Source organism: Streptomyces sp. BA2 (genome assembly GCF_009769735.1).
GTDB lineage: Bacteria > Actinomycetota > Actinomycetes > Streptomycetales > Streptomycetaceae > Streptomyces.
Map to the genome: position 1 here is coordinate 9371092 of NZ_WSRO01000002.1, position 24795 is coordinate 9395886.

Annotated in this window: 10 protein-coding genes and 1 pseudogene; 2 read left to right on the forward strand and 9 right to left on the reverse strand. The window is 69.4% G+C overall.

The window, feature by feature from the left end:
- Positions 1-4 precede the first annotated feature (4 nt).
- From E5671_RS44865 to E5671_RS44890, 6 genes are all read right to left on the reverse strand, one after another.
- Positions 5-1240 carry an AMP-binding protein gene (locus tag E5671_RS44865; protein ID WP_336606026.1) on the reverse strand — a complete coding sequence of 412 codons (1236 nt, stop codon included), beginning with the start codon at positions 1238-1240 and terminating at the stop codon, positions 5-7.
- Positions 1230-4667: a non-ribosomal peptide synthetase gene (locus tag E5671_RS44870; protein ID WP_160509914.1), complete on the reverse strand. Its 3438-nt coding sequence runs from the start codon at positions 4665-4667 to the stop codon at positions 1230-1232. Before E5671_RS44870 ends, E5671_RS44865 begins: the two co-directional genes overlap by 11 nt.
- A complete protein-coding gene (locus E5671_RS44875; protein ID WP_160509915.1) occupies positions 4664-8830 on the reverse strand; it encodes a non-ribosomal peptide synthetase in 4167 nt (1388 codons plus the stop codon). Before E5671_RS44875 ends, E5671_RS44870 begins: the two co-directional genes overlap by 4 nt.
- Positions 8827-15534 (reverse strand): type I polyketide synthase, encoded by a 6708-nt coding sequence (locus E5671_RS44880; protein ID WP_160509916.1) that lies wholly within the window; start codon positions 15532-15534, stop codon positions 8827-8829. The genes E5671_RS44875 and E5671_RS44880 overlap by 4 nt, the downstream gene beginning before the upstream one ends.
- Positions 15535-15726: 192 nt before the next feature.
- Positions 15727-16491, reverse strand: a complete 765-nt coding sequence (locus tag E5671_RS44885; RefSeq protein ID WP_160509917.1) for a thioesterase II family protein — start codon at positions 16489-16491, stop codon at positions 15727-15729.
- Between the two features lie 161 nt (positions 16492-16652).
- Positions 16653-17285, reverse strand: coding sequence for a TetR/AcrR family transcriptional regulator (locus E5671_RS44890; RefSeq protein ID WP_160509918.1), 633 nt, complete (start codon positions 17283-17285; stop codon positions 16653-16655).
- A 181-nt stretch (positions 17286-17466) separates the two neighbouring features.
- Here E5671_RS44890 and E5671_RS44895 point away from each other — a divergent pair, with 181 nt between their 5' ends.
- Positions 17467-19689, forward strand: a complete 2223-nt coding sequence (locus tag E5671_RS44895; protein ID WP_160509919.1) for an MMPL family transporter — start codon at positions 17467-17469, stop codon at positions 19687-19689.
- A 38-nt stretch (positions 19690-19727) separates the two neighbouring features.
- A complete protein-coding gene (locus E5671_RS44900; protein ID WP_160509920.1) occupies positions 19728-21158 on the forward strand; it encodes an MFS transporter in 1431 nt (476 codons plus the stop codon).
- A 420-nt stretch (positions 21159-21578) separates the two neighbouring features.
- Here E5671_RS44900 and E5671_RS47575 read toward each other — a convergent pair.
- From E5671_RS47575 to E5671_RS44910, 3 genes and pseudogenes are all read right to left on the reverse strand, one after another.
- A pseudogene (locus tag E5671_RS47575) lies at positions 21579-21723 on the reverse strand (DUF4396 domain-containing protein); the annotation flags it as partial.
- 150 nt (positions 21724-21873) lie between these two features.
- Positions 21874-23292, reverse strand: a complete 1419-nt coding sequence (locus E5671_RS44905; protein ID WP_160509921.1) for an NADH-quinone oxidoreductase subunit N — start codon at positions 23290-23292, stop codon at positions 21874-21876.
- A complete protein-coding gene (locus tag E5671_RS44910) occupies positions 23289-24794 on the reverse strand; it encodes a complex I subunit 4 family protein (RefSeq protein WP_202121505.1) in 1506 nt (501 codons plus the stop codon). The genes E5671_RS44905 and E5671_RS44910 overlap by 4 nt, the downstream gene beginning before the upstream one ends.
- Position 24795 lies beyond the last annotated feature (1 nt).

Below are 24795 nucleotides of genomic sequence, written 5' to 3' on the forward strand. Positions count from 1 at the left end.
GGCCCTACGCTGTGATCTCCACGCTTCCGTCCGTTCTCCAGCGACCGAGATGGCCCGATCGGAGGAGAGTCCCGCCGGCCGGCAGTGATTTCCGGTCGAGGGCGCGGATCCCGATGTTGTCGAAGGGCAGAACCGGGCCAGTGGCGCAGATTTCGCCGGTTCGGCCCGGTGAGACCGGGTGCCCCTCGGGATCGACGATGTGTACGTGGACATGGGGGACTGGGATGCCCACGCCGGCGTCGGGCAGTCCCGAGCGGCTTGGCGGAGAGAACTCCCGGGCGGTCCACGGCAGGACTCCGCCCGCCGGGGCGAATTCCGCCAGCAGTCTTGTGGTGGGCAGGGCCGCGAAGTGCCGCTCGACCAACTCCGGTGGGAAGGGGCTGCCGACCAGCACGATGGCCCGGGGACCCACTGGTCGTGACGCTGTAGCTGCGGCCTCCAGGACCCGCGTGTACTCCTCGGGGCTGAACACAGCGGTATCCATGTTGCCCAGTGCGAGGGCCCGGGGGACGAGGGTGCCGCCGGAGGCGCAGGCCCACCACATGGCGGACAGCGTCAGCGCTCCAGTCGGTGGCTGACAGACTGCCACCATACTTTCCGCCGTACCGGCCTGGCGGATTCGGGCGGCGAGGGCGAATTGCCAGGCGCGGTGGTCGACCAACTGGCCACTCGTTTCCTGCTTGTTTCCCCTGGAGATCAGCAGGTACGCGGCATCGGTGGGTGCTGATCTCGGCAGTGCGGGCTCGGGACGCAGCGCGCCGACCTTCTTCCAGGTGCCCGCGTCGTCCAGCGCCAGTGACAGGCGGCCGCAAGATTGCCACGCCGCTTTCGTGGAGGCGCTGCACAGGACGGCGTGTGCTCCGCTGACTGCTGCGATCCGCTCGAGTCCCGGCCTTTCGATCTCGCGGGATACGGGCACACACACGCCCCCCGCCTTGAGGACGGCCAGCTGGGCGACCAGCGACTGACGGTGATCGTCGCAGTGCACGATCACCGGATCACCGAGTTGGACCCCGCTCCGTACAAGGGCCGATGCCCACTGCGTGGCCAGCGTCTCAGCTCTCCCGTACGTAAGGTGGCCCCGTTCTTCACGCACAGCCAAGCGTGCGGAGCGTCGCCGGGCAGTCAGGGTGAACATGGCGTCGAGAGTTCGTATTTGGGTCGCCGGTCGCCCGGAACGTTCGCTCTGGCGCGTGTTGCCGTAGCTGGTGTTGTCGGTAAGCGCCTGTTTAATGGGCATGCTGCCCCTCGTCCACGCATGCGCTGTCGGCGCCGCGTATGGCGTCTGCGACGTCGGCCACAGTGCCGTCCCGGAACAACAGTTCCGCAGGGATCCGGTGGCAGAGCTCTCGCTCCAGCCGCAGTGTCAGCCTGATGGCGGACAGGGATTGACCACCGCAGCTGAGGAAGCCTCTCCCCGCATCCACGTCCGGCAGGCCCAGAACCTCGGCCCACGCTGCCGCGATCGTCCGCTCGAGATCGTCCCGGGGAGGCCGGGACTGCTGTGTGCCCACCGACGGCTGGGTGCCCGCGCGGGCCCACGCTGCCACAGCGGAGCGGTCCACCTTGCCGTTCGCGGTCAGCGGCAGAGCCTCCACTGTGGTGATCACGGTGGGCACCATGTAGGTGGGGAGTTTGGTGCGGGTGTGGTGGCGTAGTTCGTCGGTGAGGTGTGGGTTGGGGTGGTGGGTGTTGGTGGTGAGGTGGGCGGTGAGGTGGCGGGTGGTGTGGGGGTCGCCGGTGGCGGTGACGATGGCGGCGGTGATGGATGGGTGTTCGAGGAGGGCTGTTTCGATTTCTTCGAGTTCGATGCGGTAGCCCTGGATTTTGACTTGGAAGTCTTCGCGGCCGAGGAATTCGATGGTTCCGGTGGGGAGGTGTCGTCCGAGGTCGCCGGTGCGGTAGAGGCGTTCGCCGGTGGTGGGGTGGGTGGTGAAGCGTTCGGTGGTGCGTTGGGGGTCGTTCCAGTAGCCGAGGGCGACTCCGGTGCCGCCGATGTGGATTTCGCCGATGGTCCAGTCGGGGCGTTCGCGCATGTCGGTGTCGAGGATGTACATGTGCTGGTTGGTGAGGGGGCGTCCGTAGGGGATGCTGCGCCATTGGGGGTCGACGTGGTCGATGTCGTGGGCGATGGACCAGATGGATCCCTCGGTGGCGCCGCCGAGGCTGACGATGTGCAGGTCGGGTAGGAGGGCGTGCAGTCGGTCGGGCAGGGTGACCGGGATCCAGTCCCCGGACAGCAACACCACCCGCAACCCCACCGGCAGTGCGCCCGGCATCACTTCTGCGTATTCGGCGACCAACTGCATCAGCGCGGGCGCGGAGTTCCATATCGTCACGGCGTGCTCGCTCAGGGACTCGCACCAGTGGGCCGGATCCCGCAGCGCCCCGGCGTCGGGCAACACGAGGGCCCCTCCTGCAGACAGCGGGCCGAAGATGTCCCACACGGAGAGGTCGAAGGTCAGTGCGGAGATTCCGAAGACACGGTCGTCGGGGCCCAGGCTGTAGCGGGTGTTGATGTCGAGCACGGTGTTCGCCGCGCCCCGGTGGTTGATGGCCACGCCTTTTGGACGACCTGTGGACCCCGACGTGAAGATCACATACGCCAGGTCCTCAGGCGCTCCCGCCCGGATTACTGGCCGCTTGGCGTCCGTCAGTTCGGGAAGGCTGTCGACAGCGATAGCTACCGTCTCCGGTGGGAGACCGGCCATGTCGATCCATGACTGGGTGAGGGTGGCGGGGGTGTTGCAGTCGGTGAGGATGAGGTTGCGTCGGTGGGTGGGCCAGTCGGGGTCGATGGGGACGTAGGCGGCTCCCGTGCGCAGGATGCCCAGGACGGCGGTGATCTGTTCCCAGCCCTTTTCCATCACCACGGCGACCAGGTCGCCGTGGCCGATGCCGCGCTCGGCGAGCCAGGCGGTGACGGCTGCGGAACGGCGTTCCAGCTCTGCGTAGGTGAGGGTGGCTTCGGAGGTGATGACGGCCACGGCGTCGGGTGTTTCGGCTGCCCGTTCCAGGAACCCGGTGTGCAGCAGTACGTCCGGCAGCTCCGCTTCGGTGGCGTTGTAGGCCAGGCGGGCGGCCCGCTGCTCGGCCGGAAGCAGATCCGGCACCGCGGCCTCCCACGCTCCCCCCTCCGCCAAGGTGTCCAGTAGCCGCAGATAGGCCGCGAACATCAGCTCCGGTACGTCCGGCGGGAACACATCGGCGACCACGTCCCAGTTGGCCACGAGTTCGCCGTCCTCCTCAAACACCTGATGGTCCAGCCAGACCTGCGGCGTCTGCAGGCGTGAGACCGCGAGGGTGGACAGCCAGCCGGTGGCCACCTGGTCCGTTTCCTGTTCGGACACGTACAGGGCGCTCGCGAATGTCACCGGCATGGCGGCACGGCTCAGCTGATCGCGGCTCTGGTTGAGTTCCCCGAGTACGCGTACGCCGCTGAATGCACCGTGCTCCAAGCCCTCCCACAGCTGCCGCTGTACGGAACGGGCCCGATCGGCGAAGCTGGTCTCCTGCCGCGACTCCTCGATCTCCACGAGGAGAGTGGAACTGAAGTTGCCGACGACCTTGCCGATGTCCGGGTGGAGTTCGCCTCGGGCCGAGTGCAGCACGTTGACGGTGAACCGTGGATTCTTGCTCCACGCGCGCAGCGTCTCGGCGTACCCGGTGAGCAGCGCGGCGGACGGCGTGACACCGTGCTGTGCGGCGGCGTACTTGAAGCGGCGCCAGGTCTCCCGCGGCAGCCGCTGGCAGTGGCGGGTGAACTCGGCATGTTCCAGGTCCGCGGGGCTGCGCCCGAGGGGCAACTCCGGAGCCGGCGGCAGCTCCGCGACGCGGTCCAGCCAGTACTTGCGGGCGCGCTGGTATTCGTCGCCGTCGTGGGACCTTTCCAGGGCTCGGGCGTAGTCGTGGAAGCCGATGCCGATCGGTTCGAGATCGGCGGCTGGATCCTCGTACAGCGTCTCCAACTCCCGGAGGAGAACCATCGTGCTGAGGGCGTCGCACACAAGCAGACTGACCGAGACATGGACGGTGGGGACCATACGGTCAGCGAGGTGGACCCGGACGTCGAACAGCGGCCAGGCGTCAGTCGACGGCCCCTCGTGCGCCATGGTTTCCCGGGTCCGGGCCAGCAGGGCTCGGGCCTCAGCCGGCTCCAGATCGCGCGCGTCGTGCACCGTGGGCCGGTATTCCGGTACGTGCTCCAGGACACGCAGCTGTCCATCCTCGTCGACCGCAGCCCGAAGCATGCCGTGCCGCTCGACTAGACGCCGCCAGGCGGCAGTCAGGCGTTCCACATCGAGGTTGGGCCGCTCGAACTCGAGGTAGATATGGGCGCGGACTCCACCCAGCTCGAAGAAGCCAGTCTCCCCCGCCCAATACGCCTGCTGGATGTCGGTCATGGGGAAGGGGACGTGCGCGAGGTCAGGGGCAGGCATCATGGTCGCCTGGGCGGGAGTCGCGCGAGCCGGCGTGTGGGAGCCGGCGCGCTCCAGTAATTGGAGCAGTTGGGGCCGGAGTTCGCGGATGTCGGCCCTCAGCCGGTCGTCGACGGCACCGGCCGGGGCTCGGTAGCGCAGTCGCCCGTCCTCCGCCCAGAGCCGGATGCCGCGATGGGCCATGCCTTCGAGGAATTCCGACAGTGCGGTCTCGGAGACGGTGGTCATAGCTCCCCCTCTTCCCAAATCTCGTCGTCCGCCGAGCCCGAACCCGCCGCGCCGGACCCATCCGGGTCCGGTTCAGCCGGCCCGACGAGCAGGCTGTGCAGTAGGTGGTGGGTTGGTCCCAGACGCAGCAGGTCGGTCACGGCATCCGTGTCCACCGTGCCGATGGGGCAGGTGCCGAGGCCATGGGCGGCGGCGGTGGTCATCAGCAGCTGCCCGATGTAACCCGCCTCCAGCAGGGAGAATTGGCCGCCCAGCTCCCCGCAGATCGGTTCGATCGCGGCCAGTTCGCCGACCAGGAAGACCGAGAACGCCGCCTCGTCGTAGGGGACCCGATTGACGGGGGCGTGCTGGTCCCGAGTGAACTGCTGCCCGGGCTGCAGGGGGACCAAGGAGTGCAGGTCCGGCCGGTAGCAGAAGGAGCCGGCGGGCACGCCCCGCACCCGGCCATCCTTGACGTGCAGATGGATCTGCACCGGGTAGAGGCCGTCGGCGGACGCGTAGTTGCTCCGTGGCCCCTCGGGGTGTTGGTACTGGCGAACGGTGGCCAGGAAACCGCTGAACTCCTCGAAGGCGATGGGCTCGGTGCCGAACCGGCGATGACTGCGCCGGTTGAGCAGAGAAGGTTCCCCAGGCGGTAGGTCGGCCAGGGCGATGAGCGAGTCCTCCGTGACCGTGAGCTCGCGCAGCCCAGGGCGCCCGGCCATGAACCGCTCGCGCTCTGCGGGGTCGGTGAGGATCGGCAGGCCCGTGGCGGTGAGAGGTGTTCCGAGGGCCTGCTCGGCTCGAGGAGGCCGGGTCCCAGGGTGATCGCTGGCCTCCTCGTACAGGGCCGCGATCTCGGTGACAGTCGCCCGGTGGATGAAGTCGGCCAGCGGGGGCCGGGTGCCGAGCAGGGTCTCCAGGGCGTTGGCCAGCCGGACCATGTGGAGCGAGGTGGCGCCGAGGTGCATGAGTTGATCAGCGGGCCCGATGTCCGGTTTGCCGAGCACCTCGCGGACGAGGCGGAGGACGTCCGCCGCCACCGAACTATCGGTGGGCTCAGTCTGTGGGGCCGTTGCTCGAGCGGCTGACCCCGTGGTGGTTGTCGGCAGCGCCTTACGGTCCACTTTGCCGTTGGGGCTTAGTGGTAGCTGGTCCAGGAGGAAGAATTCGGTGGGCACCATGTAGGTGGGGAGTTTGGTGCGGGTGTGGTGGCGTAGTTCGTCGGTGAGGTGTGGGTTGGGGTGGTGGGTGTTGGTGGTGAGGTGGGCGGTGAGGTGGCGGGTGGTGTGGGGGTCGCCGGTGGCGGTGACGATGGCGGCGGTGATGGATGGGTGTTCGAGGAGGGCTGTTTCGATTTCTTCGAGTTCGATGCGGTAGCCCTGGATTTTGACTTGGAAGTCTTCGCGGCCGAGGAATTCGATGGTTCCGGTGGGGAGGTGTCGTCCGAGGTCGCCGGTGCGGTAGAGGCGTTCGCCGGTGGTGGGGTGGGTGGTGAAGCGTTCGGTGGTGCGTTGGGGGTCGTTCCAGTAGCCGAGGGCGACTCCGGTGCCGCCGATGTGGATTTCGCCGATGGTCCAGTCGGGGCGTTCGCGCATGTCGGTGTCGAGGATGTACATGTGCTGGTTGGTGAGGGGGCGTCCGTAGGGGATGCTGCGCCATTGGGGGTCGACGTGGTCGATGTCGTGGGCGATGGACCAGATGGATCCTTCGGTGGCGCCGCCGAGGCTGACGATGTGCAGGTCGGGTAGGAGGGCGTGCAGTCGGTCGGGCAGGGTGACCGGGATCCAGTCCCCGGACAGCAACACCACCCGCAACCCCACCGGCAGGCCCCCCTCGTGGGCCTCGGCGTACTCCACCAGGAGCTGCATCAGCGCGGGCGCGGAGTTCCATATCGTCACGGCGTGATCAGTCAGCAATTCCGACCAGTGCGCCGGGTCCCGTACGGCACCGGGCTCGGGCAGGACAAGGGTGCTCCCGGTAGAGAGCGGGCCGAAGATGTCCCACACCGAGAGGTCGAAGGTCAGTGCGGAGATGCCGAAGACGCGGTCGTCGGAGCCGAGGCTGTAGCGGGTGTTGATGTCGAGCACGGTGTTCGCCGCGCCCCGGTGGTTGATGGCCACGCCTTTTGGACGACCTGTGGACCCCGACGTGAAGATCACATACGCCAGGTCCCCGGGCTCCGCGGGACCGGCCGTGGCCGGTGTGACGGCTTCGAGTTCGGGCAGCGCGGGCAGGACGTCCACTGCCAGGCTCGCGATTCCCTCCGGGCCCGGCTGCCCCATCAGCCATGACTGGGTGAGGGTGGCGGGGGTGTTGCAGTCGGTGAGGATGAGGTTGCGTCGGTGGGTGGGCCAGTCGGGGTCGATGGGGACGTAGGCGGCTCCCGTGCGCAGGATGCCCAGGACGGCGGTGATCTGTTCCCAGCCCTTTTCCATCACCACGGCGACCAGGTCGCCGTGGCCGATGCCGCGCTCGGCGAGCCAGGCGGTGACGGCTGCGGAACGGCGTTCCAGCTCTGCGTAGGTGAGGGTGGCTTCGGAGGTGATGACGGCCACGGCGTCGGGTGTTTCGGCTGCCCGTTCCAGGAACCCGGTGTGCAGCAGTACGTCCGGCAGCTCCGCTTCGGTGGCGTTGTAGGCCAGGCGGGCGGCCCGCTGCTCGGCCGGAAGCAGATCCGGCACCGCGGCCTCCCACGCTCCCCCCTCCGCGAGCCTGTGCAGCAGGGCCGCATAAGAGTCGAGCATGGCTTCGGGTACGCCGTCCGGAAACAGTCCTTCCACCACATCCCAGTTGGCGACCAGATCGCCGTTCTCCTCGAAGGTCTGGTGGTCCAGCCAGACCTGGGAGGTCTGGGTGATGCTGTGCGTCAAGCCGCCCAACCAGGAGAACGGTTCCATCATTTCGCTCTGGGGGTTGATCAGGCTGGTGAAGACGACGGGCGCGTGCACCCCTCGCCCTTCCGAGCCCCGCTCCTGACCGATCGCCCGCAAGGCCTCCACGCCGCTGAGGGCAGTGTGTTCCAGCCGCTCATGCAGCTGGGACTGCAATCCGGTGGCGAGTTCGGCCATGGACGGCTGCCGCACATCCACGTCAAGCAGCGTGAAAGAGGTGAAGTCCCCGACGATCTCGCCCACTTGCGGGTGCAGCGGGAGCCGATTGAACAGGGTGAGGTTGAGGGCGAAGCGCGGGTGGCGGCTCCACCGTCCCAGCACTGCGGCGTAGATGCTGAGCAGCGCTGCCGACGGCGTGAGGCCCTGGTCCATGGCCGCCTGCTTGAGGCGCTCCCATTTTCGGCGCTCGAGGCGGCATGTCCGTCGGGTGAAACGGGGTTCGGTGATCTCGCTCGGGGGCTGGGCCAAGGGCAGTTCGGGTCCGCCCGGCAGTTCGGTGGCCCGCTCCCGCCAGTACTTCTCGTCCCGTTCCCGGTCCGCGGGCGAGTGCGCCGTCGGCTCGGCGAGTACGTAGTCGCGGAACGTCAGATCCAGAGGCGTAAGGCGTGCCTCCGGATCGGCGTAGTAGGTGCCCCAGTCGCGGAAGATCACCTGCCAGCTGCCCGCATCCGCGACGAGTACCTCGCCGCTCACGTGCACCCGGTAGCGGTCGCCGGGCAGCGCGGAGATTCGCAGCTCGAAGAGCGGCCAGCTGGCGGTGTCGAAGATCTGGTGGGACATACGGGCACGGGTCGCCGAAACCGTGGCCAGCGTCTCCTCATCAGGGAGCGCACGCAGATCGTCGAGGGCGATCTCGTAGTCCGGCACACTCGCGAGGACGCGCTGCTGCCCGTCCGGCTGTACCACGGCACGCAGCATCGGGTGCCGGGCCAGCACCTTGCGCCAGGCCGTCACCAGCCGTCGCGGATCGAGCTCGGTGCGCTCGAACTCCAGGTAGGTGTGGGTGGCGACGTTGCCGAGTTCGAAGTCGGACGAGCGGCCAACCCAGTACGCCTGCTGGATGTCGGTCAGCGGGAACGGGGCATGCGCCTGCTGCGGGTCGGGGCGTACGGACGGTGTCGGCTCAGCGCCGCGCAGGAGGGCGAGGATCTGGGACTTGTGGGCCAGCAGCCGACCCCGCAGGGCATCGTCGATCGCGCCGGCCGGGGCGTGCAGCCGCAGCCGGTCGCCGTCAGCGCTGACCTCGACACCGAGGCCGCGCAATTGTTCTAGGAGTGCATGGACGCTCACAGCTCCACCACCTCGTACGCGGCCGGGCTCGGCGTGTCACCGGAAGGGCCCGGGGAGTCCTGCGGGGCGGTGCCGGCGCGGGCCTCTACCTCCTCGATCAGGCCGGCCAAAGTGTTCTGGCCCAGCAGCTTCACCACTGGCACGCTCACGCCCAGGTCGCGCTGGATGCGATTACGTACCTCCACTGCCATCAGCGAATCCAGGCCCAGCCTGTTGAGTGGCTGGCGCAGCGGCACCCGGGCAGCCGGCCTGCGCAGAACTGCGGCCACCCGCTCCGTCACATACGACGCCACCTCCGGCGCGGCGGGCACGTCCCCAGCGGCGGGCGGTGGTGCGGTCGGCCGCGACGGCTGGTGATCCGGCTCGGGTCGAGGCGGCGCCGAGGTGGTGGGTACAACGGTTGCGGCGGGCGCGGTCACCAGGCCGCGCAGGATCGGGCTGGCCGCCGCCTCGGGATAGGCCGCGGCCCACGCGGGCCAGTCGGCGGGCATGACCAGCGCCTGGGTGGCGTCGGCCGCCATCAGGAACTCCAGGACGGCGATCCCCTCCGCGGGGCTGAAGCTCCGTATGCCCTGCGGGGCAAGCGGGCGGCCCTGCTCATGCTCGAACCGGGCGGCCATGCCCACCGATCCCCAGAATCCCCAGTTGACGCTGAGCGCGGTCAGTCCGCGGGCGCGGCGGTGGTGCGCCAGTGCGTCCATGGTCGCGTTGCCCGCCGCGTAGGCGCCGAGCATGGGGGAGCTGAGTACGGCGGATCCGGAGGAGAAGAGCACGAAGAAGTCGAGCTCCTCGTTCTCCAGGGCCTGGTGCAGTGTCCAGGCGCCGGCTGTCTTGGGCCGCAGTTCCCGCGCCAACTCGTCTGCGTCCAGGTCCATGACGGGCTGATAGCGGATCACCCCGGCCGCGTGCACCGCTCCTCGGACCGGCGGCAGGCCAGCCGCCCGGCGCTCGGCCAGCGCGGTCTGCAGCGCGCTCTCGTCGGCCACGTCCAGTGCGTGGTAGCCGACCTCGACGCCCCGGGCGCGCCAGGCGCTGAGGGCCGCCGCGGCCGGGTCCAGCGGCTCGTCGGGCGACAGCGGCGTACGGCCGACCAGCATCACGTGCCGGGCGCCACGGTCGATGAGCCAGTCAGTCACCACCCGGCCCAGGTCACCCAGACCGCCGGTCACCAGATACGTCGCGTCCGGACGCGGACGCAGATGCTGCGGTACGCGTGGCTGTGCGGGCGTCAGGTCCGACGACGAGCCGTGGGCGGGCAGCGGTTCGTCCGGCGCGACGACGGCAGGCTCGGCGAGCGTCTCGGCAGGGTCGAAGGTGAGCACGACCTTGCCGACCTGCCGCGCGGCGGCCAACTCGCTGAAGGCCTGGGCCGCCTGTTCCGCGGGGTACCGGCTGAACGGCAGCGGACCGAGATCTCCGCGCTCCACCAGGTCCATGATGTCGTGCAGGATCTCGCCCGCCTGCCACGGCCGGGTGACGATCATGTCCGCGACGTCCACGGCGTGGTACGAAAGATTCCGGGCGAAGGGCCGGAGGTCGAGCTGCGCGCCGCCCAGGATGTCGCGCTTGCCGAGTTCGACATAGCGCCCATAGGGGGCGAGGAGCTGCCAGTTGGCCTCAGCCGCTTTCCCGGGCAGGGTGTTGAGCACAACGTCCACACCGCGACCGCGCGTCGCGGCACGGAAGCGCTCGACGAAGTCGAGTGAGCGGGAGTCGGCGACGTGCCGTACGCCCATCAGCCCCAGGAGCGCTCGCTTTTCAGGGCTCCCCGCGGTGGCAAGGACCTCGGCTCCTTTCCACTGGGCGATACGGATAGCGGCCAGGCCGACGCCCCCGGTGGCCGAGTGCACCAGTACACGCTCTCCGGCACGCAGTCCCGCCAGGTTGCACAGTCCGTGGTAGGCCGTCAGGTGAACGAGCGGGATGGTCGCCGCCTCCTCGGCGGAGAGGCCGGTAGGGCACGGTACGACCAGCGCGGCGTCGGTGACCACGCGGCTGCTGAGCGCGGGGTGGGCGAGCGCGAGCACCTTGTCGCCCACCGCGATTCCGGCCACGCCGGTCCCCACCGCGCTCACCCTTCCGGCGCATTCCCAGCCAAGGGTGGGCGGCTGCGGTCCCTGGCCCGGATACATGCCCATGCCGAGCAGGACGTCACGGAAGTTGAGGGCGGACGCGCTGACGTCGATGGCCACTTGGCCCGGTCCGGGTGCCGGGGACGCGTCGGCGCGCAGGGACACCTCGCCGAGCGGGCCGTCGCCCGCCGCATGTACCCGAACAGGAGCCGCCGACGTGGCCGCGCGGGGCAGCGGCTCTCGTACGGGCAACGGGGCCGTCGGCGAGGCGGCGGGGCGGCGCCGGGCAAGCCGGGCCGTCAGCCGGGCTCCATCGCGCACGGCCGTCTGGTCCTCGCCGTCACCGGATGCCAGGTGGGCGGCCAGGCAGGTGACGTCCGCGTCGTCCGGGTCGGCGGGAAGGTCCACCAGGGCGCACGCGAGGTCGGGGTTCTCGCGGGCGACCACTCGGCTCAGGCCCCACACCGCGGCCTCCTCAGGACACGGCACCGTGTCGGTCGGCAAGACGGGCTGGGCGGCCCTGGTGAGCACGCCCAGGCGTGTGTGGCCGATGGCGGCTGCGGCGCGTACGAGATGGGCTAGGGCGAGACATCGGCACAGTGCCGCGCTGCCGTCGCCTGGCCGGTCAGCCGCGGTCGTGGGCATGTCCACGACGCTGAGCGGACCGGTACCGGGCAAGTCCTCGGCCGCCGAGGTGAGCAGCCGCTCGGTCTGTGCGGGATCGGCCGGATCGAAGGTGAAGCGGGCAGGTGCGGTCCTGTGGAACTCCGCTCCCCAGGAGGCGAGGGCGACGTCACCCGGCAGGCGCTCACGCAGCAGTTCGGCGACGGAATCGTCGCCCGGCCCGGTGATGAGCAACCACCTCGTAGGGGCGGCGGCAGCGGGGTCGGCGACTGGGTTGGGCTCCCAGTTGACCTGGTACAGCCAAGAGTCCGTCTCGGGGTTCGAGGCGATGGCGGTACCGGCTGTCACGAAGTTGGGGCGCGCAGGGCCCCGGGTGGGGTCGAGGTACTGGAGGCGCAGCCCGATCAGGTCCGCGACGGGCTGCCCGTCGGTGCCGAAAACATGGACGTCGCCAGTCAGGGAGTCGTCCCGTCCGTCAGTGCGCAGCGCGGCGTGGCACAGCAAGTCGGCCGAGGGGCGCTGGTGGAAGCGGACCTCGTCGATGCCGCCGAGAACGAAGACGTCGTCGCCCGCTACGGCGCCCGGCTCGACGGGCAGGGTGGCGGCGAGTGACTGGCCGCACGCGTCAAGCAGGGCAGGGTGGAACAGGTGGTGGGCGAGGTCGTCGGCAGTCTCCTCGGGCGCCCGCAGGCGGGCCAGCGTCTCGCCGTCGCGGCGCCACAGCTCGACGAGGGCGCGGAAGGGCGGCCCCCAGTGGTTGCCGCGGGACTCGTGGGCGGCGTAGAAGTCCGGGCCTGTCACGTGCTCGGCGCACCGCGTGCGGACCGCTTCGAGGTCGAGACGCTGTCCGGCCGCCGCTTCACGTCGTGCGGTGCCGACCGCGTGCGGGCGCCACTCTCCGCCGGCCGGGCGGCTGTGCACCGAGAACCGCAGGGCGCCGTCGGCGCCAGGCTCCAGTCGCACCCTGAGGTCCGGCTTTTCCCTGGCGGGCAGAAAGAGGGCGGTGCGGTACGTGACGTCGGCGAGGGTGACCGGCGTGTCGCCCAGGACTTCACATACGGCCGCGTGGACGAGCTCCAGGTAGGCGGTGCCGGGCAGGATGACCTCTCCCTGTACCCGGTGCTCGTCAAGATAGGCGTTGGTGTCCCGGTCCAGCGGGCCCTCCCAGCAGTGGGCGCCCTCCACGGGGACCGGGCGGCCCAGGAGCGGGTGCGGCGCCCTGGCGGCGGGCGTCGCCTGCGCGGCGGGGGAGTGTGCCAAGTTCGGCTCGGGTGAGAACCAGAAGCTCTCCCGCTGCCACGGGTAGCGCGGCAGATCGACATGGCGGCGAGGGCCGGGGACCACCTGCGCCCAGTCGATGGCGGCGCCCTGTCCGTACAGCTCCGCAAGGGTGTCCAGCAGCGCGGCGCGCTCCGGCTGTTCGCGCCGCAGGCTGCCCAGCGCCTGACCCGGAAGGCCGGAGCCGGTCAGGGTCTCGTTGACGGCCGGGGCGATGACAGGGTGCGGGCTGACCTCGATGAAGACGGTCGGGCCCGCTTCGGCGATCGTGCGCACGGCCTCGGCGAACAGGACCGGGCGGCGGATGTTGTCCGCCCAGTAGGCGGCGTCGAGCTCGTCTCCGGTGAGCCGCCGGCCGAGCACGGTGGAGTGGAAGTCGGTGTGGGCCTTCATCGGTCGCAGCTCGGCCAGGGCATCGAGCAGGTCGTCGCGTATCGGATCCATCTGCGCGCTGTGGGAGGCGAAGTCGACACGGACCAGGCGGCAGAAGACGTCGCGGGCCTCCAGCTCGGCCAGGAGTTCGGTGAGGGCCTCGGCGTCGCCGGACAGCACGGTCGAGCGGGGGCTGTTGTGGGCGGCGATCGAGACCAGCCCTTCCCGCCCGGCCAGTGATGCGGCCGCCTCGTCGGCAGGCAATTCGACCACGGCCATGGCGCCGCTGCCGCTGAGGCGGCGGGCCAGACGGCTACGTCGGCAGATCACGGCGGCGGCGTCGGCGAGGTCCAGGGCGCCCGCTATGTGGGCCGCCGCGACCTCGCCCATGCTGTGGCCGAGCACCACATCGGGATTGACGCCCCAGGAGCGCCACAGCGTGGCGAGGCAGACCTGCATGGCCCACAGGGTGGGCTGGACGACGTCGAGTTCCTCAAGCCGGTCGGCCTGGTCTCCTTCGAGTACGGCGAGCAGCGACCAGTCGGTCTCGGCGGCGATGGCCCGGTCGCACTCCTCGACCGCTGCGCGGAAGACCGGTGAGGAGCCCAGCAGTTCCCGCCCCATACCGACCCATTGCGAGCCTTGCCCGGGAAAGACGAAGGCCACCTGGATCTCGGGAGCGTCCGGGTCGTCGGGCACGGAACCGTCCGCAGCCACGGCGCGCAGCGCGGCGGCGAGTTCGGCGGCGTCGCCGCCCGTGACGGCGACGCGCTGCGAGTGGTGGGCTCGGTCGCAGGCAGCCGCGGCGCAGACGGCCGCCACTTCGGCGGGATCGTCGCATGCTTCGATCCGCTCGGCGTAGGCGCCGGCCAGCGCCCGGAGGGCGGCCGCGGAACGGGCGGAGACGGGCATCAGATACGTCCCGGCGACCTGGTCCGCCGTGTGGGCCGCCTCGGTCCCGGTTTCGGCGGGCACCGCCGCCCCGGCCACGGCATCGGCTGCGGCGGCGCTTACGAGGACGACGTGTGCGTTGCTTCCGGAGATGCCGAAGGAGCTGACCCCGGCCACCGCTGGGCGATCCTCATCCGGCCAGTCAGCCTCCTCGGTGGCGACCGCCAGTGCCGAACCGTCCCAGTCGAGTGCGGGGTTGGGCTCGGCCAGGTGGAGGCTGACCGGGATACGGCGGTGATGGAGGCCGAGCGCCACCTTGATCAGACCGGCCACGCCCGCGGCGCCCTCGGCGTGTCCGATATTGGTCTTCACCGAGCCCACCAGGCAGGGCCGACCCGCAGCGCGTCCCGCCCCGGATCCCACTACGGAGGCGAGCGCGCGCAGTTCGACGGCGTCGCCGACACTCGTCCCGGTACCGTGCGCCTCCACGTAGTCCACGTCGGTGGGGTTGACTCCGGCGTCGGCGAGCGCGGCACGCAGCAGACGTTCCTGCCCGTCCTCGGCGGGTGTCATCAGATAGCCGCTGCCCTGCCCGTCGTTGTTCGTGGCGCTGCCCGCGATGAGGGCGTAGATCCGGTCGCCGTCGGCCACCGCGCGCGATAGTGGCTTGAGCACCACCAGGCCCACTCCATCGCTGCGTACGAACCCGTTGGCGGAGGCGTCGGCGAACTTGCAGCGGCCGTCGGGAGCGAGCATCCGGGCCTGGGAGTAGGTGATGCTCTCCTCGGGCAGCAGCACCAGGTTCACTCCTCCGGCCACCGCGACCTCGGATTCGCCGGTTCGCAGGCTCTGGCAGGCCAGGTGGACCGCGACGAGGGAGGACGAGCAAGCGGTATCGATCGACATGCTGGGCCCGCGCAGGTCGAGGGCGTAGGAAACGCGCCCGGACAGGACCGCGCGGGCGCCGCTGCCGATCATGCTGTAGATGTCCAGCGTGGTGGACCGAGTCTGTAAGTCCCAGTAGTTGCCCGCTATCTGGCCCAGGAACATGCCGGTGCTCGTCCCGGCGAGTGCCGTCGGCGGCATCCCAGCGTCTTCGAGGGCCTCCCACGCGACTTCGAGCAGGATCCGCTGTTGCGGGTCCATCCGTTCGACCTCGCGGGGGGACAGACCGAAAAACTCCGCGTCGAAGCGGTCGACGCCGTCGATGAATCCGCCCCAGCGGCTGTACGTGCGGCCCGGCGTTCCGGGCTCGGGGTGGTAGTACGTGGCGAGGTCGAAACGATTCGGCGGTATTTCACGGATGGTGTCGGTCCGGTCTGCCAGCAGGCGCCAGAAGGCGTCCGGGCCATCGGCTCCAGGCAGGCGGCACCCTATGCCGACGAGCGCGATCGGTTCATGCGATACAGCCGCTGGTGCGTGGCGCTGGACGGGCTGCCGGACATCGGAACCAGGCATTTCGGGCATGAATGGTCCTCACGTCTGAAAGAAGTGACGGGATCCACCGCGCGGCTGAGGGCAGCACGGGCGTGGTGGTGTGGTGGCGCGAGGTGCGATGCGCTTGCGGGCGGGCGGCGCCGCGTGGTTGTGGTGAGGCGTGCCCGGCCGACAGGAACTGGCGGTGGCCAACGGCATGTACAGGGCCGAGGGAGACCGTCTTCAGGCGCGGACGGCGCGCAGAGCGCGATGCAGCTCGGTTGCCACCATGCCGGTGACCAGCGAGCGGTGTGTGGTGACGAAGAAGTGGCCACCTGGGAGCGTGCGCACGCGAGGCGGCCGCTCGGTCACATCGGACCAGCGGCTCATCTGCCCGGGGATGACCGTCGGGTCGGCCGACGCCGTGAACACGGTCACCGGGCAGCGCACGGCTTCGGTGAGGCGGTGGACGTAGGTGTCGACCGCTGTGAAGTCGGCGCGCAGCAGCGGCAGCAGCGCCTGGACGACTTCCGGCTCGGCCAGGAGTTCGTCTGACGTCCCGTCAAGTGCGAAGACGCCCGCGAGGAACTCCTTGTCGGGCAGGTCGTACAACGGTGCGAGATGATCAGGCAGATGGGGCGGTCGGTGTCCGGCCACCAGTAGGGCGATCGGCCCCGTTCGCTCGCTCCGCGCCTCCAGTCGGGCGGCGAGCTCATAGGCGAGCAGCGCGCCCATGCTGTGCCCGAAGAGGGCGAAGGGCGTGTCGTCCAGATGTGGCGTGAGCTCGTCCGCCAGCCGCTCGGCAAGGGCGTCGATGGATGTCAGCGCGGGCTCGTCGGCCCGGTTCTCGCGGCCGGGAAGCTGAACTGGGCGGACGTCGACCCACTCGGGCAGCTCGTCGGGCCAGTCGCGGTACAGCGAGGCGCCGCCCCCGGCGTACGGCAGGCAGAACAGCCGTAGCTCAGCACCCGCCCGTAACGATGTATACGGCAGACATCGGTCAGCCATGTGATCCCCCGTTATATTCGGCGACTAAATAAGTCACTTGCGGGAATCTTACAGCCGCACACCCTTGGTTCAAGCCGATTTTCGTATTACTTCATGGATGGCGCCTATGATCATGGTGAGTGACCAAGTGTCCCTTTTGATCATTTTCTCGTGACCTGCCGTCAGGTGGTGGTCGCCTCCAGTGCCGGCCGTGACCGCTCGACGAGTGCCGTCGCCTCCGCGTGTACTTCCTCCGCCGGGCGCCCTGCGGCGGCTCCGCGCATGCAGATGTCGAGCGCCAGACGGATCACGGCGACGATCATGGCTGCGGCCACCTCGGCCGGGACGCCGTCCTCGGTTGTCCGCTCGCGCTGCAGTTGTTCAGTGACGGCGCGCTCCTGCGTCTCGAAGAAGGTGCGGACCTTGCTCTGCAGTGCCGGGCTGTCGAGGATGATCCGTCCACGGCTTCCCAGCCCGGCGTAGAACTCCGCGTGCAAGAGCCGGTCAAGGCGCTCCTGCATGTCCGCACGCACTGCGGCCACCACTGACTGCGTGGATGGGCGGCGCTTGATCGGTCCGGCGATATCGTGCTCGACCCCGGCAGCGCAGGCGAAGAAGAGGTCCTCCTTGGTCGGGAAGTAGTTGAACACCGTCTTCGCGGAGACGTCAGCCTTCGAAGCGACGGCTGACATGGTCGTCTGTTCGAAGCCCGACTCGGCGAACATCCGGTAAGCGCAGTCGATGATGCGCTGGCGCTGCTCCAGTTTCTTGCGCTCCCGCAGGCCCAGTGTCGTCCGGGGGGTCGTCGTGCTCATGCGTCTACCTCCACATGGGTCCAGACGGCTGTCCGTCCTGCGCTTCTTTGCTGTCGCACGCCCTTTACTGTCGCACGACCCTTGCCTGTCACGATATTTACAGTGGTTGTAAAGTTTCTGTCGCTGTGTTTTTATGGCGTGACTGTCGGCCTAGACGGCTCTACACAACCAGGAGGACGCGATGCCCTCGTTACTGGGCAGGCTCGGGCGCACGGCGGCTCGGCAACGCTGGCGGATGATTCTGGTGTGGGCCTTGGCCGCTCTGGCCGCCGTAGCGGTCGGCCAGGCGTTCGAACCTCGCTACTCGACGACGCTCAGCCTGCCCGGGTCGGAGTCGCAGCGAGCCATCGATGTGCTCGAGGAGGAGTTCCCGGCCTTCGCCGGCAGCGAGGCCGTCCTCACCTTCCGCTCCAAGGAAGGCTCTCTGCGCACTGCGCCCTCCGGTGCCGCGATGTCCGACGCTTTACGAGCCATCGGGGGCCAGCCGCACGTGGCCGCCGTATCCAACCCGCTGACTGACGCCGCGACACTGACCAGAGACGGCCGTACTGGCTACGTGAGCGTGCGGTACGACAAGCGGTTCGGTGAGCACGATGCCCAGCCGTTGGACCGGCTGAAGGAAGCCACGGCCGACCTGGACAAGGCTGGTGTCGAGGTGGAGTTCGTGGGCCCCATCGCCAACGCCGGGGACAGTTCCAGCGGTCATCAGTCCGAGGCGATGGGTGTCCTGTTCGCCCTCGTCATCCTCCTGGTCGCGTTCGGGTCCATTGTGGCCGCCGGAATGCCTATCGGCATCGCGCTGATCGGCCTGGCAGCGGGCGGATCACTGGTCGGTCTGACGACCCTCGCCGTGGACACCCCCCAAGTGGCCATGATCGTCTCGACGATGATCGGGCTCGGTGTGGGCATCGACTACGCCCTCTTCGTGGTCACTCGCTACCGCGAGTACCTCCATGAAGGCCATTCCGTGGAAGAGGCGGTCTCCCGCGCCAACGCGACCGCGGGCCGCGCCGTATTGTTCGCGGGCGGCACCGTCGTGGTCGCCATCCTCGGACTGTGGACGACCGGCATCCCCGCCGTCGCGGCCATCGGCACCGCCGCGGCCGTGACCGTGGCGGTGATGATGGCCGCCGCCGTCACCCTGCTGCCCGCTCTGCTCGCCTTGGCTGGTCGCCGGATCGACGCCCTGCGCCTCCCCGGCCTGCGCGGGCGGCGCACGGCAGGTGAACCGTCTCCCCGCTGGCGCGCGTACGGAGCCTCCGTCTCCCGGCACCCCTGGCTTTACGGTCTGACGGCCACCGCTGTCCTCATCGTCCTTGCCCTGCCGACGCTCTCGCTGAGGCTGGCCAACCCGGACGCCGGGTCGAAGCCGGACGACAGTACCCAACGGCGCGGGTACGAATTGATTACGCAATCCTTCGGCCCGGGAGTCACCGGGCCGCTGATCCTCGCCGTGGACACACCAGATGGCGTCGGCCAGGCGCTGGACCGGCTCGCCGACAGGGTCGAGGACACGCCCGGAGTGGCCTCCGTGAGTACCCCGGTGCCCTCCCCAGGCGGCACGGCGGCAGTCATCACGGTCGTACCGACCACCAGCCCGCAGGACAGCGAGACCGCCGATCTCGTCCACCGCCTGCGCGACAACGTCCTGCCCGAGGCGGGAGGAGGGCTGACCGTGCACGTGGGCGGGGCGACGGCCTTCGACATCGACCTCGGTGAGCGGATCGGTGACCGGCTGCCGTGGTTCGTCGGCGTCGTGACCCTATTGTCCTTCCTGCTGCTGCTCGCCCTCTTCCGGTCGATCGTGATTCCGCTCAAGGCGGCGCTGGTCAACCTCCTGTCCATCGCCGCCTCCTACGGGATCGTCGTCGCCGTCTTCCAATGGGGCTGGGGCAGCGAGCTGTTCGGCATGTCCGAAGCCGCACCGATCAGCCCCTTCGCGCCGCCTCTCATGTTCGCCATTCTCTTCGGGCTCTCCATGGACTACGAGGTCTTCCTTGTCTCCCGCGTGCACGAGGAGTACGAACGAGGCGCGGACAGCCACGACGCCCTGGTGAATGGACTCGCCTCGACCGCGAAGGTCATCACCTCGGCGGCACTGATCATGGTCGCGGTCTTCGCCTCGTTCGTGGTCCAGGTCGATCCCACGGCCAAGCTGCTCGGCTTCGGCATGGCGGTCGCCGTCGCCCTGGACGCCACCGTCATCCGGCTGCTCCTGGTACCCGCGGTCATGCAACTGATCGGCGACCGGGCCTGGTGGCTGCCCGACGCTCTGGGGCGCGTGCTGCCCCGATTCCGGCTGGAGGACGGGCCGGAGGAGGGGGCCGGGAAGATCGTCGCCGGCCCGCCGCCAGGACCTGCCGCACCGGTCGTCACTGAGACCACGGCGCGAGACAAACGGTAAGGGCGCACCGCACACACGGTTGAGACGGGAGAGCAACCATGACCCAGCAGGCGCTGGACCCGGAATCCGGGGCCGACCCCCGCCCGTCCGCAGTCGATCAGCGCCGCTGGATCGCTCTGGCTCTGCTGTGCCTCGCTCAGTTCATGCTGGTTCTCGACGTCACCGTGGTGAACGTCGCTCTGCCCGACATGGCCGTCGACCTCCGCCTCGGCCGGGAGACGCTGACCTGGGTCGTCACCGCCTACACCCTGTGCTTCGGAGGGCTGATGCTGCTGGGCGGCCGCCTCGCCGACACCCTCGGCGCCCGGCGCACCCTGCTGGCCGGTCTCGCCGTCTTCACTCTCGCCTCCCTCGCCACCGGCCTGGCCGACAACGCGGAAACGCTGATCGGCGGCCGGATCGCCCAGGGCATGGGGGCCGCCCTGCTGTCGCCGTCAGCATTGGCGATCGTCACCACCAGCTTCAACGGCGCCGAACGTAACAAGGCCCTCGGTATCTGGGCCGCGATCGGGGGCACCGGCTCGGCGGTGGGCGTACTCATCGGCGGTGCGCTCACCGCTGGACCAGGCTGGGAGTGGGTCTTCTACATCAACGTCCCTGTGGGTATCGCGGCGCTGGCCCTGCTCCCTGCCGTGATCCCTGCTCGGCCACCCCGTCAGGCCCGGCTCGACCTGCCCGGCGCGCTACTTGCCACCGCGGCTACCGCGTTACTCATCTACGGGCTGGTCAAGGCGGGCGACTCGGGCTGGGGCGGGGCCACCACGCTGCTGCCGCTGGCCGCTGCGGCAGTGCTGTACGGGGTGTTCGCAATGGTCGAACGCGCCAGTCGGGCTCCGCTCATGGACCTGCGGATGTTCACCCGCCGACCCGTTCTCGCCGGTGCTTTCCTCATGCTGGTGGGCACCGCCCTGCTGATCGCCTTCTTCTTCCTCGGCTCTGTCTACCTGCAACACGCGCGGGGCTTCAGCGCACTGAAGACCGGCCTGATGTTCCTGCCCACAGCCGTGGCAACCGGGCTTGGCGCCCACGTTGCCAGTCGGCTCACCGGACGGATCGGCAGCCGCCCGATTGCGGTGACGGGCCTGGCGGTCGCGGCGGTCGGAGCCGCCCTGCTCACTCGCCTGTCCGCGACCGGAAGCCCGTACACCACGCTGCTCCCCGGCTTCGTGATCACAGCAGTTGGAATCGGCGCTGTGTTCGTCACCGCCACCACCACGGCGCTCGTCCTCGTCGACGACCAGGATGCAGGGCTCGCCTCAGCCGTCATCAACACGTTCCACGAAGCGGGCGGTTCGATTGGTGTGGCTGTGGTCTCCACCGTCGCCGCGACCAGCATCGAGGACGGTGCGATCGACGGCTTCACGGACGCCTTCATCCTGTGTGCCATAACCGCCGCCGTCGCCGCGGTCGTGGCAACGGTCCTCGTCCCGCGTGGTAAACACCGGTGGACAGGCCCGCACATCCACTGATGCCCTCGTGCGTTCGTCGATCGGTGTTGGCTCGATCGTATGAACGCGGGGCTGGCCACCGGTCTGGCCAGTACGTCGCACCAGCTTGGCGCAGCGCTCGGCGTCGCCGTGATCTCGACCATCGCCGAGGCGAGCCCGGAGGGTGGTGGTCCGCGTGCAGTGGCGGGAACCGGCGCTTCGACAACGCCTGCACCGCCGCGATCACCGTCGCTGTGGTCGCTGCCCTCGGCGCGCTGTTGCAGCCGACGGGTCCATCGTCGGTTGCCTCCCTTCACTGCCGGAAGCCGGCGGCGTCGGCAGCCACGCCTCCTCCAGCCTCCGACCCTTGGCGAGCCACGATGGGCGGCCGCAAACGCGCCTGCGGCACCCCATGGTCTCGGGGCGCCCCAGGCGCGTTCGTGCCGGTCCGACTGATGGCCAGTGGGAGGCGTGGGCGACGGCGTGGCCCTTGCCGCGGCCGACCATCCACTTGTTGACCGGGGTGGTGATCAGGAAGGCGACCGCGAATCCGCCCACGAGGGCCGACCAGAACAGCCTCGGAAAGGCGAGGGTCCATTGCGCCCGGGGGTGAGAGCGATGTGGCTGGCCGCCACGGTGGTATCCAAGGCTCAGGGTGGAGGAACTGGCCGTGCGGTCCCAGTGGTAGACGCCTCACGATGGATCGGTCTGGGCGGGAGTGTTGAGTGTCGGGCTGACGGCGCCGAAGGGCGTGCTGTCAGCGGGTAATCGGTGCAGCGAGAGCGTCCAGGACAGGTCCGCCGGCGATTCCGAGTCCGAGGGAGACGGCTGTGACGGCGTAGGCGACGACGCGCGCCGTACGGTCGCCTTCGGCAGGCGACGAGGATCCGCTCCGGGAGACCGCGGGCGCGATCCAGCGCAGGTAGTAGAAGAGGGACGCCACGGTATTGGCGGCGGCCAGCACTGCCAGCCAGGCATACCCGCCGTCGACCGCCGCGCTGAACACCTCCAGCTTGCCGATGAAGATCGCGGTAGGTGGCGTCCCTACGAGCCCCAGCAGACAGACGACCAGGCTCGCGGCCAACAGCGGACGCTCCTTGGCGAGCCCTCGGTAGTCCTCCAGCGTCCGGGCGTGGGGCAGCGCGCAGACGACCGCGAACGCGCCGAGGTTGGTGACGGTGTACGCCGCGAGGTAGTACAGCAGTGCCTGCTGGGAGAGATCCGAGAGGCCCGCGACCGCGACCGGCATGAGCAGGTACCCGACCTGGCTGATCGTCGAGTACGCGAGCAGACGCTTGACGTCCTGCTGGAAGAACGCGCCGAGATTGCCGAGTGTCATGGACGCGGCGGCCAGAACCGCGACCAGTGCGGGCCACGGCAGTGAACTGCCCGCGAAGACCACGTCGCCGAGTCGGAAGAGAGCGGCGAGTGCCCCGATCTTCGGCAGCGTGGTGAGCAGCGCGGCGACCGGGGGACTGCTGCCCTGCACGGCATCGGGGACCCAGAAGTGGGCAGGCACGCCGCCCGCCTTGAACAGCACTCCGGCCAGCAGCCCGATCGCTCCCGTGGCGACAAGCGTCTCGGGCGCGTCACGCAGCGCGTCCCCGAGCATGGGGTAGCTGGTGCTGCGCCCGGCCGCGTAAAGGATGGTGATGCCTGTCAGCATGAATACGCCGAGCAGGGCGCCGACCACGTAGTACTTCAGGGCGGCTTCGGTCCCTGGCCCGTCCTTGCGGAACCCGGCGAGCGTGTACGCGGGAATGCTCGCGAGCAGGTAGGCGGCGGCGAGCAGCAGCAGGTCCTGGGCCCCGGCCATCATCAGTGCCCCGAGCGCGGCGAGCTGGACGAGTACGTAGAACTCGCTCTCCCTGGCATCCGCTTGGAGGGCGCGGAAGGAGATGCCGAGGACGAGCAGTGTGCCGCCGAGCACCACGATCCGGGACGTGCTGGTGACCGGGTCGGTGGCGAAGGCTTCCCCGAAGGCGGTGGCGGCCGGGTCCGCGGCTGCGATGGAGGCGGCGACGATCCCGGCCACGCACGACGCGACGGCCAGTTGTCCCACGAGCCACTGCCGGGTGCGCGGCAGCCAGGAGCCGAGCAGCAGTCCGAGTACGGCGGATGCGGCAAGGAGTACCTCGGGGAGGAGGTTGAGGGGGTTCTCGTTCATCTCGGTCATCGGGCGAGCAGCTCCAGGACGGCGCGGGAGGCCGGTTCGATGACGTCGAGCAGGAAACGCGGCGCCACCCCGAGTACCACGGCGAGCACCAGCAGCGGCACGACGGCAACGACCTCATGTGCGCGGACGTCCGGGAACGTCCGCGGCGTACCGGGGGCGTCGGGCAGCCGCGGTGGCCCCATGAGCACCTGCCGCAGCGCGCGCAGGAACAGCCCGGCCGTGAGCAGGATGCCGAGCACCGAGAGCGTCGTGGCCAGCGGCTGTGGCCCCAGGCTGCCGGTGAAGATCTGAAACTCGGCGATGAACCCGGAGAACCCGGGAAGCCCCAGTGAGGCGAAGGCGGCGACACCGGTCAGGGCGGCGAACACGGGCGCAACAGCGGCGACTCCGGAGTAGGCGCTCATCTCGTACGTACGCCCGCGCTCGTACATGATGCCCGCGAGCAGGAACAGTGCGCCGGTGAGCAGCCCGTGGCTGACCATTTGCGTGACCGCTCCCGTGACGGCCAGCGAGCGGGCCTGCGCGGAGGTATCGGCCGTCGCGGCGGCCGCGCCGATGGCGAGCACGATGTAGCCCATGTGGTTCACGGAGGTGTAGGCGATCATCCGCTTGAAGTCGGTTTGGGCCAGGGCGACGAGTGCGCCGTAGATGACCGAGACGACACCGATGACGACCAGGACGAGGGCGTAGCGCCGCCATGCTTCCGGGAGCATCGGCATGGCGATGCGGATGAACCCGTACGTGCCCATTTTCAGCAGCACTCCGGCCAGGATCGCCGACCCGGCGGCGGGTGCCTCGACATGGGCGAGCGGCAGCCAGGTATGGAACGGCACTGTCGGCGTCTTCACTGCGAGGCCCACGACGATGGCGAGCAGCACCAGGGCGGCGTACACGGAGCGCCCGGCGAGCGGGTTCTGCTCGGTCAGCTCGACCATGTCGAAGGTGTGCGGGGACGCGGCCAAGTACAGGCCGATGAAGCCCAGCAGCAGAGCGAGCGAGCCGATGAACGTGTAGAGGAAGAACTTCAGCGCCGCGCGGGCCGCTTGTTTGTGGCCCCACCCGGCGATGATGAAGTACATCGCGACGATCGACAGATCGAAGAAGACGAAGAACAGGATCAGGTCGAGCGCGGCGAACACACCAAGGCAGGTCGTCTCCAGGAACAGAAAGAGCGCCGCGAATTCCCGGATACGGCGGCCCTCGCGCAGGGAGTACACCGCGCAGGCCAAGAACAGCAGACAGGTGAGGGCGAGCAGCGGCAGCGAGAGCCCGTCGACGCCGACGTGGTAGCCGACGCCGGCACTGGGGATCCAGCGGGCGCGCACCTCGTACTGCATCCCGCCGTCGGCCTCGTATCCGGACCACAGGGCGATGATCAGAGCGAGTTCAAATGCCGACGCCATTACCCAGATGACGCGGAACACCGACGGTGACGTACTGCGGGGCAGGGCGAAGAGAAGCAGTGCGACGACCGTGGGCACGAAGACGAGGGCGGACAGCAAG

Excerpts from the sequence above, each read along its gene's own strand:
- E5671_RS44865 (WP_336606026.1), bottom strand. The coding sequence starts at position 1,240 with ATGCCCATTAAACAGGCGCTTACCGACAACACCAGCTACGGCAACACG.
- E5671_RS44870 (WP_160509914.1), bottom strand. The coding sequence starts at position 4,667 with ATGACCACCGTCTCCGAGACCGCACTGTCGGAATTCCTCGAAGGCATG.
- E5671_RS44880 (WP_160509916.1), bottom strand. The coding sequence starts at position 15,534 with ATGCCCGAAATGCCTGGTTCCGATGTCCGGCAGCCCGTCCAGCGCCAC.
- E5671_RS44885 (WP_160509917.1), bottom strand. The coding sequence starts at position 16,491 with ATGGCTGACCGATGTCTGCCGTATACATCGTTACGGGCGGGTGCTGAG.
- E5671_RS44890 (WP_160509918.1), bottom strand. The coding sequence starts at position 17,285 with ATGAGCACGACGACCCCCCGGACGACACTGGGCCTGCGGGAGCGCAAG.
- E5671_RS44895 (WP_160509919.1), top strand. The coding sequence starts at position 17,467 with ATGCCCTCGTTACTGGGCAGGCTCGGGCGCACGGCGGCTCGGCAACGC.
- E5671_RS44900 (WP_160509920.1), top strand. The coding sequence starts at position 19,728 with ATGACCCAGCAGGCGCTGGACCCGGAATCCGGGGCCGACCCCCGCCCG.
- E5671_RS44905 (WP_160509921.1), bottom strand. The coding sequence starts at position 23,292 with ATGACCGAGATGAACGAGAACCCCCTCAACCTCCTCCCCGAGGTACTC.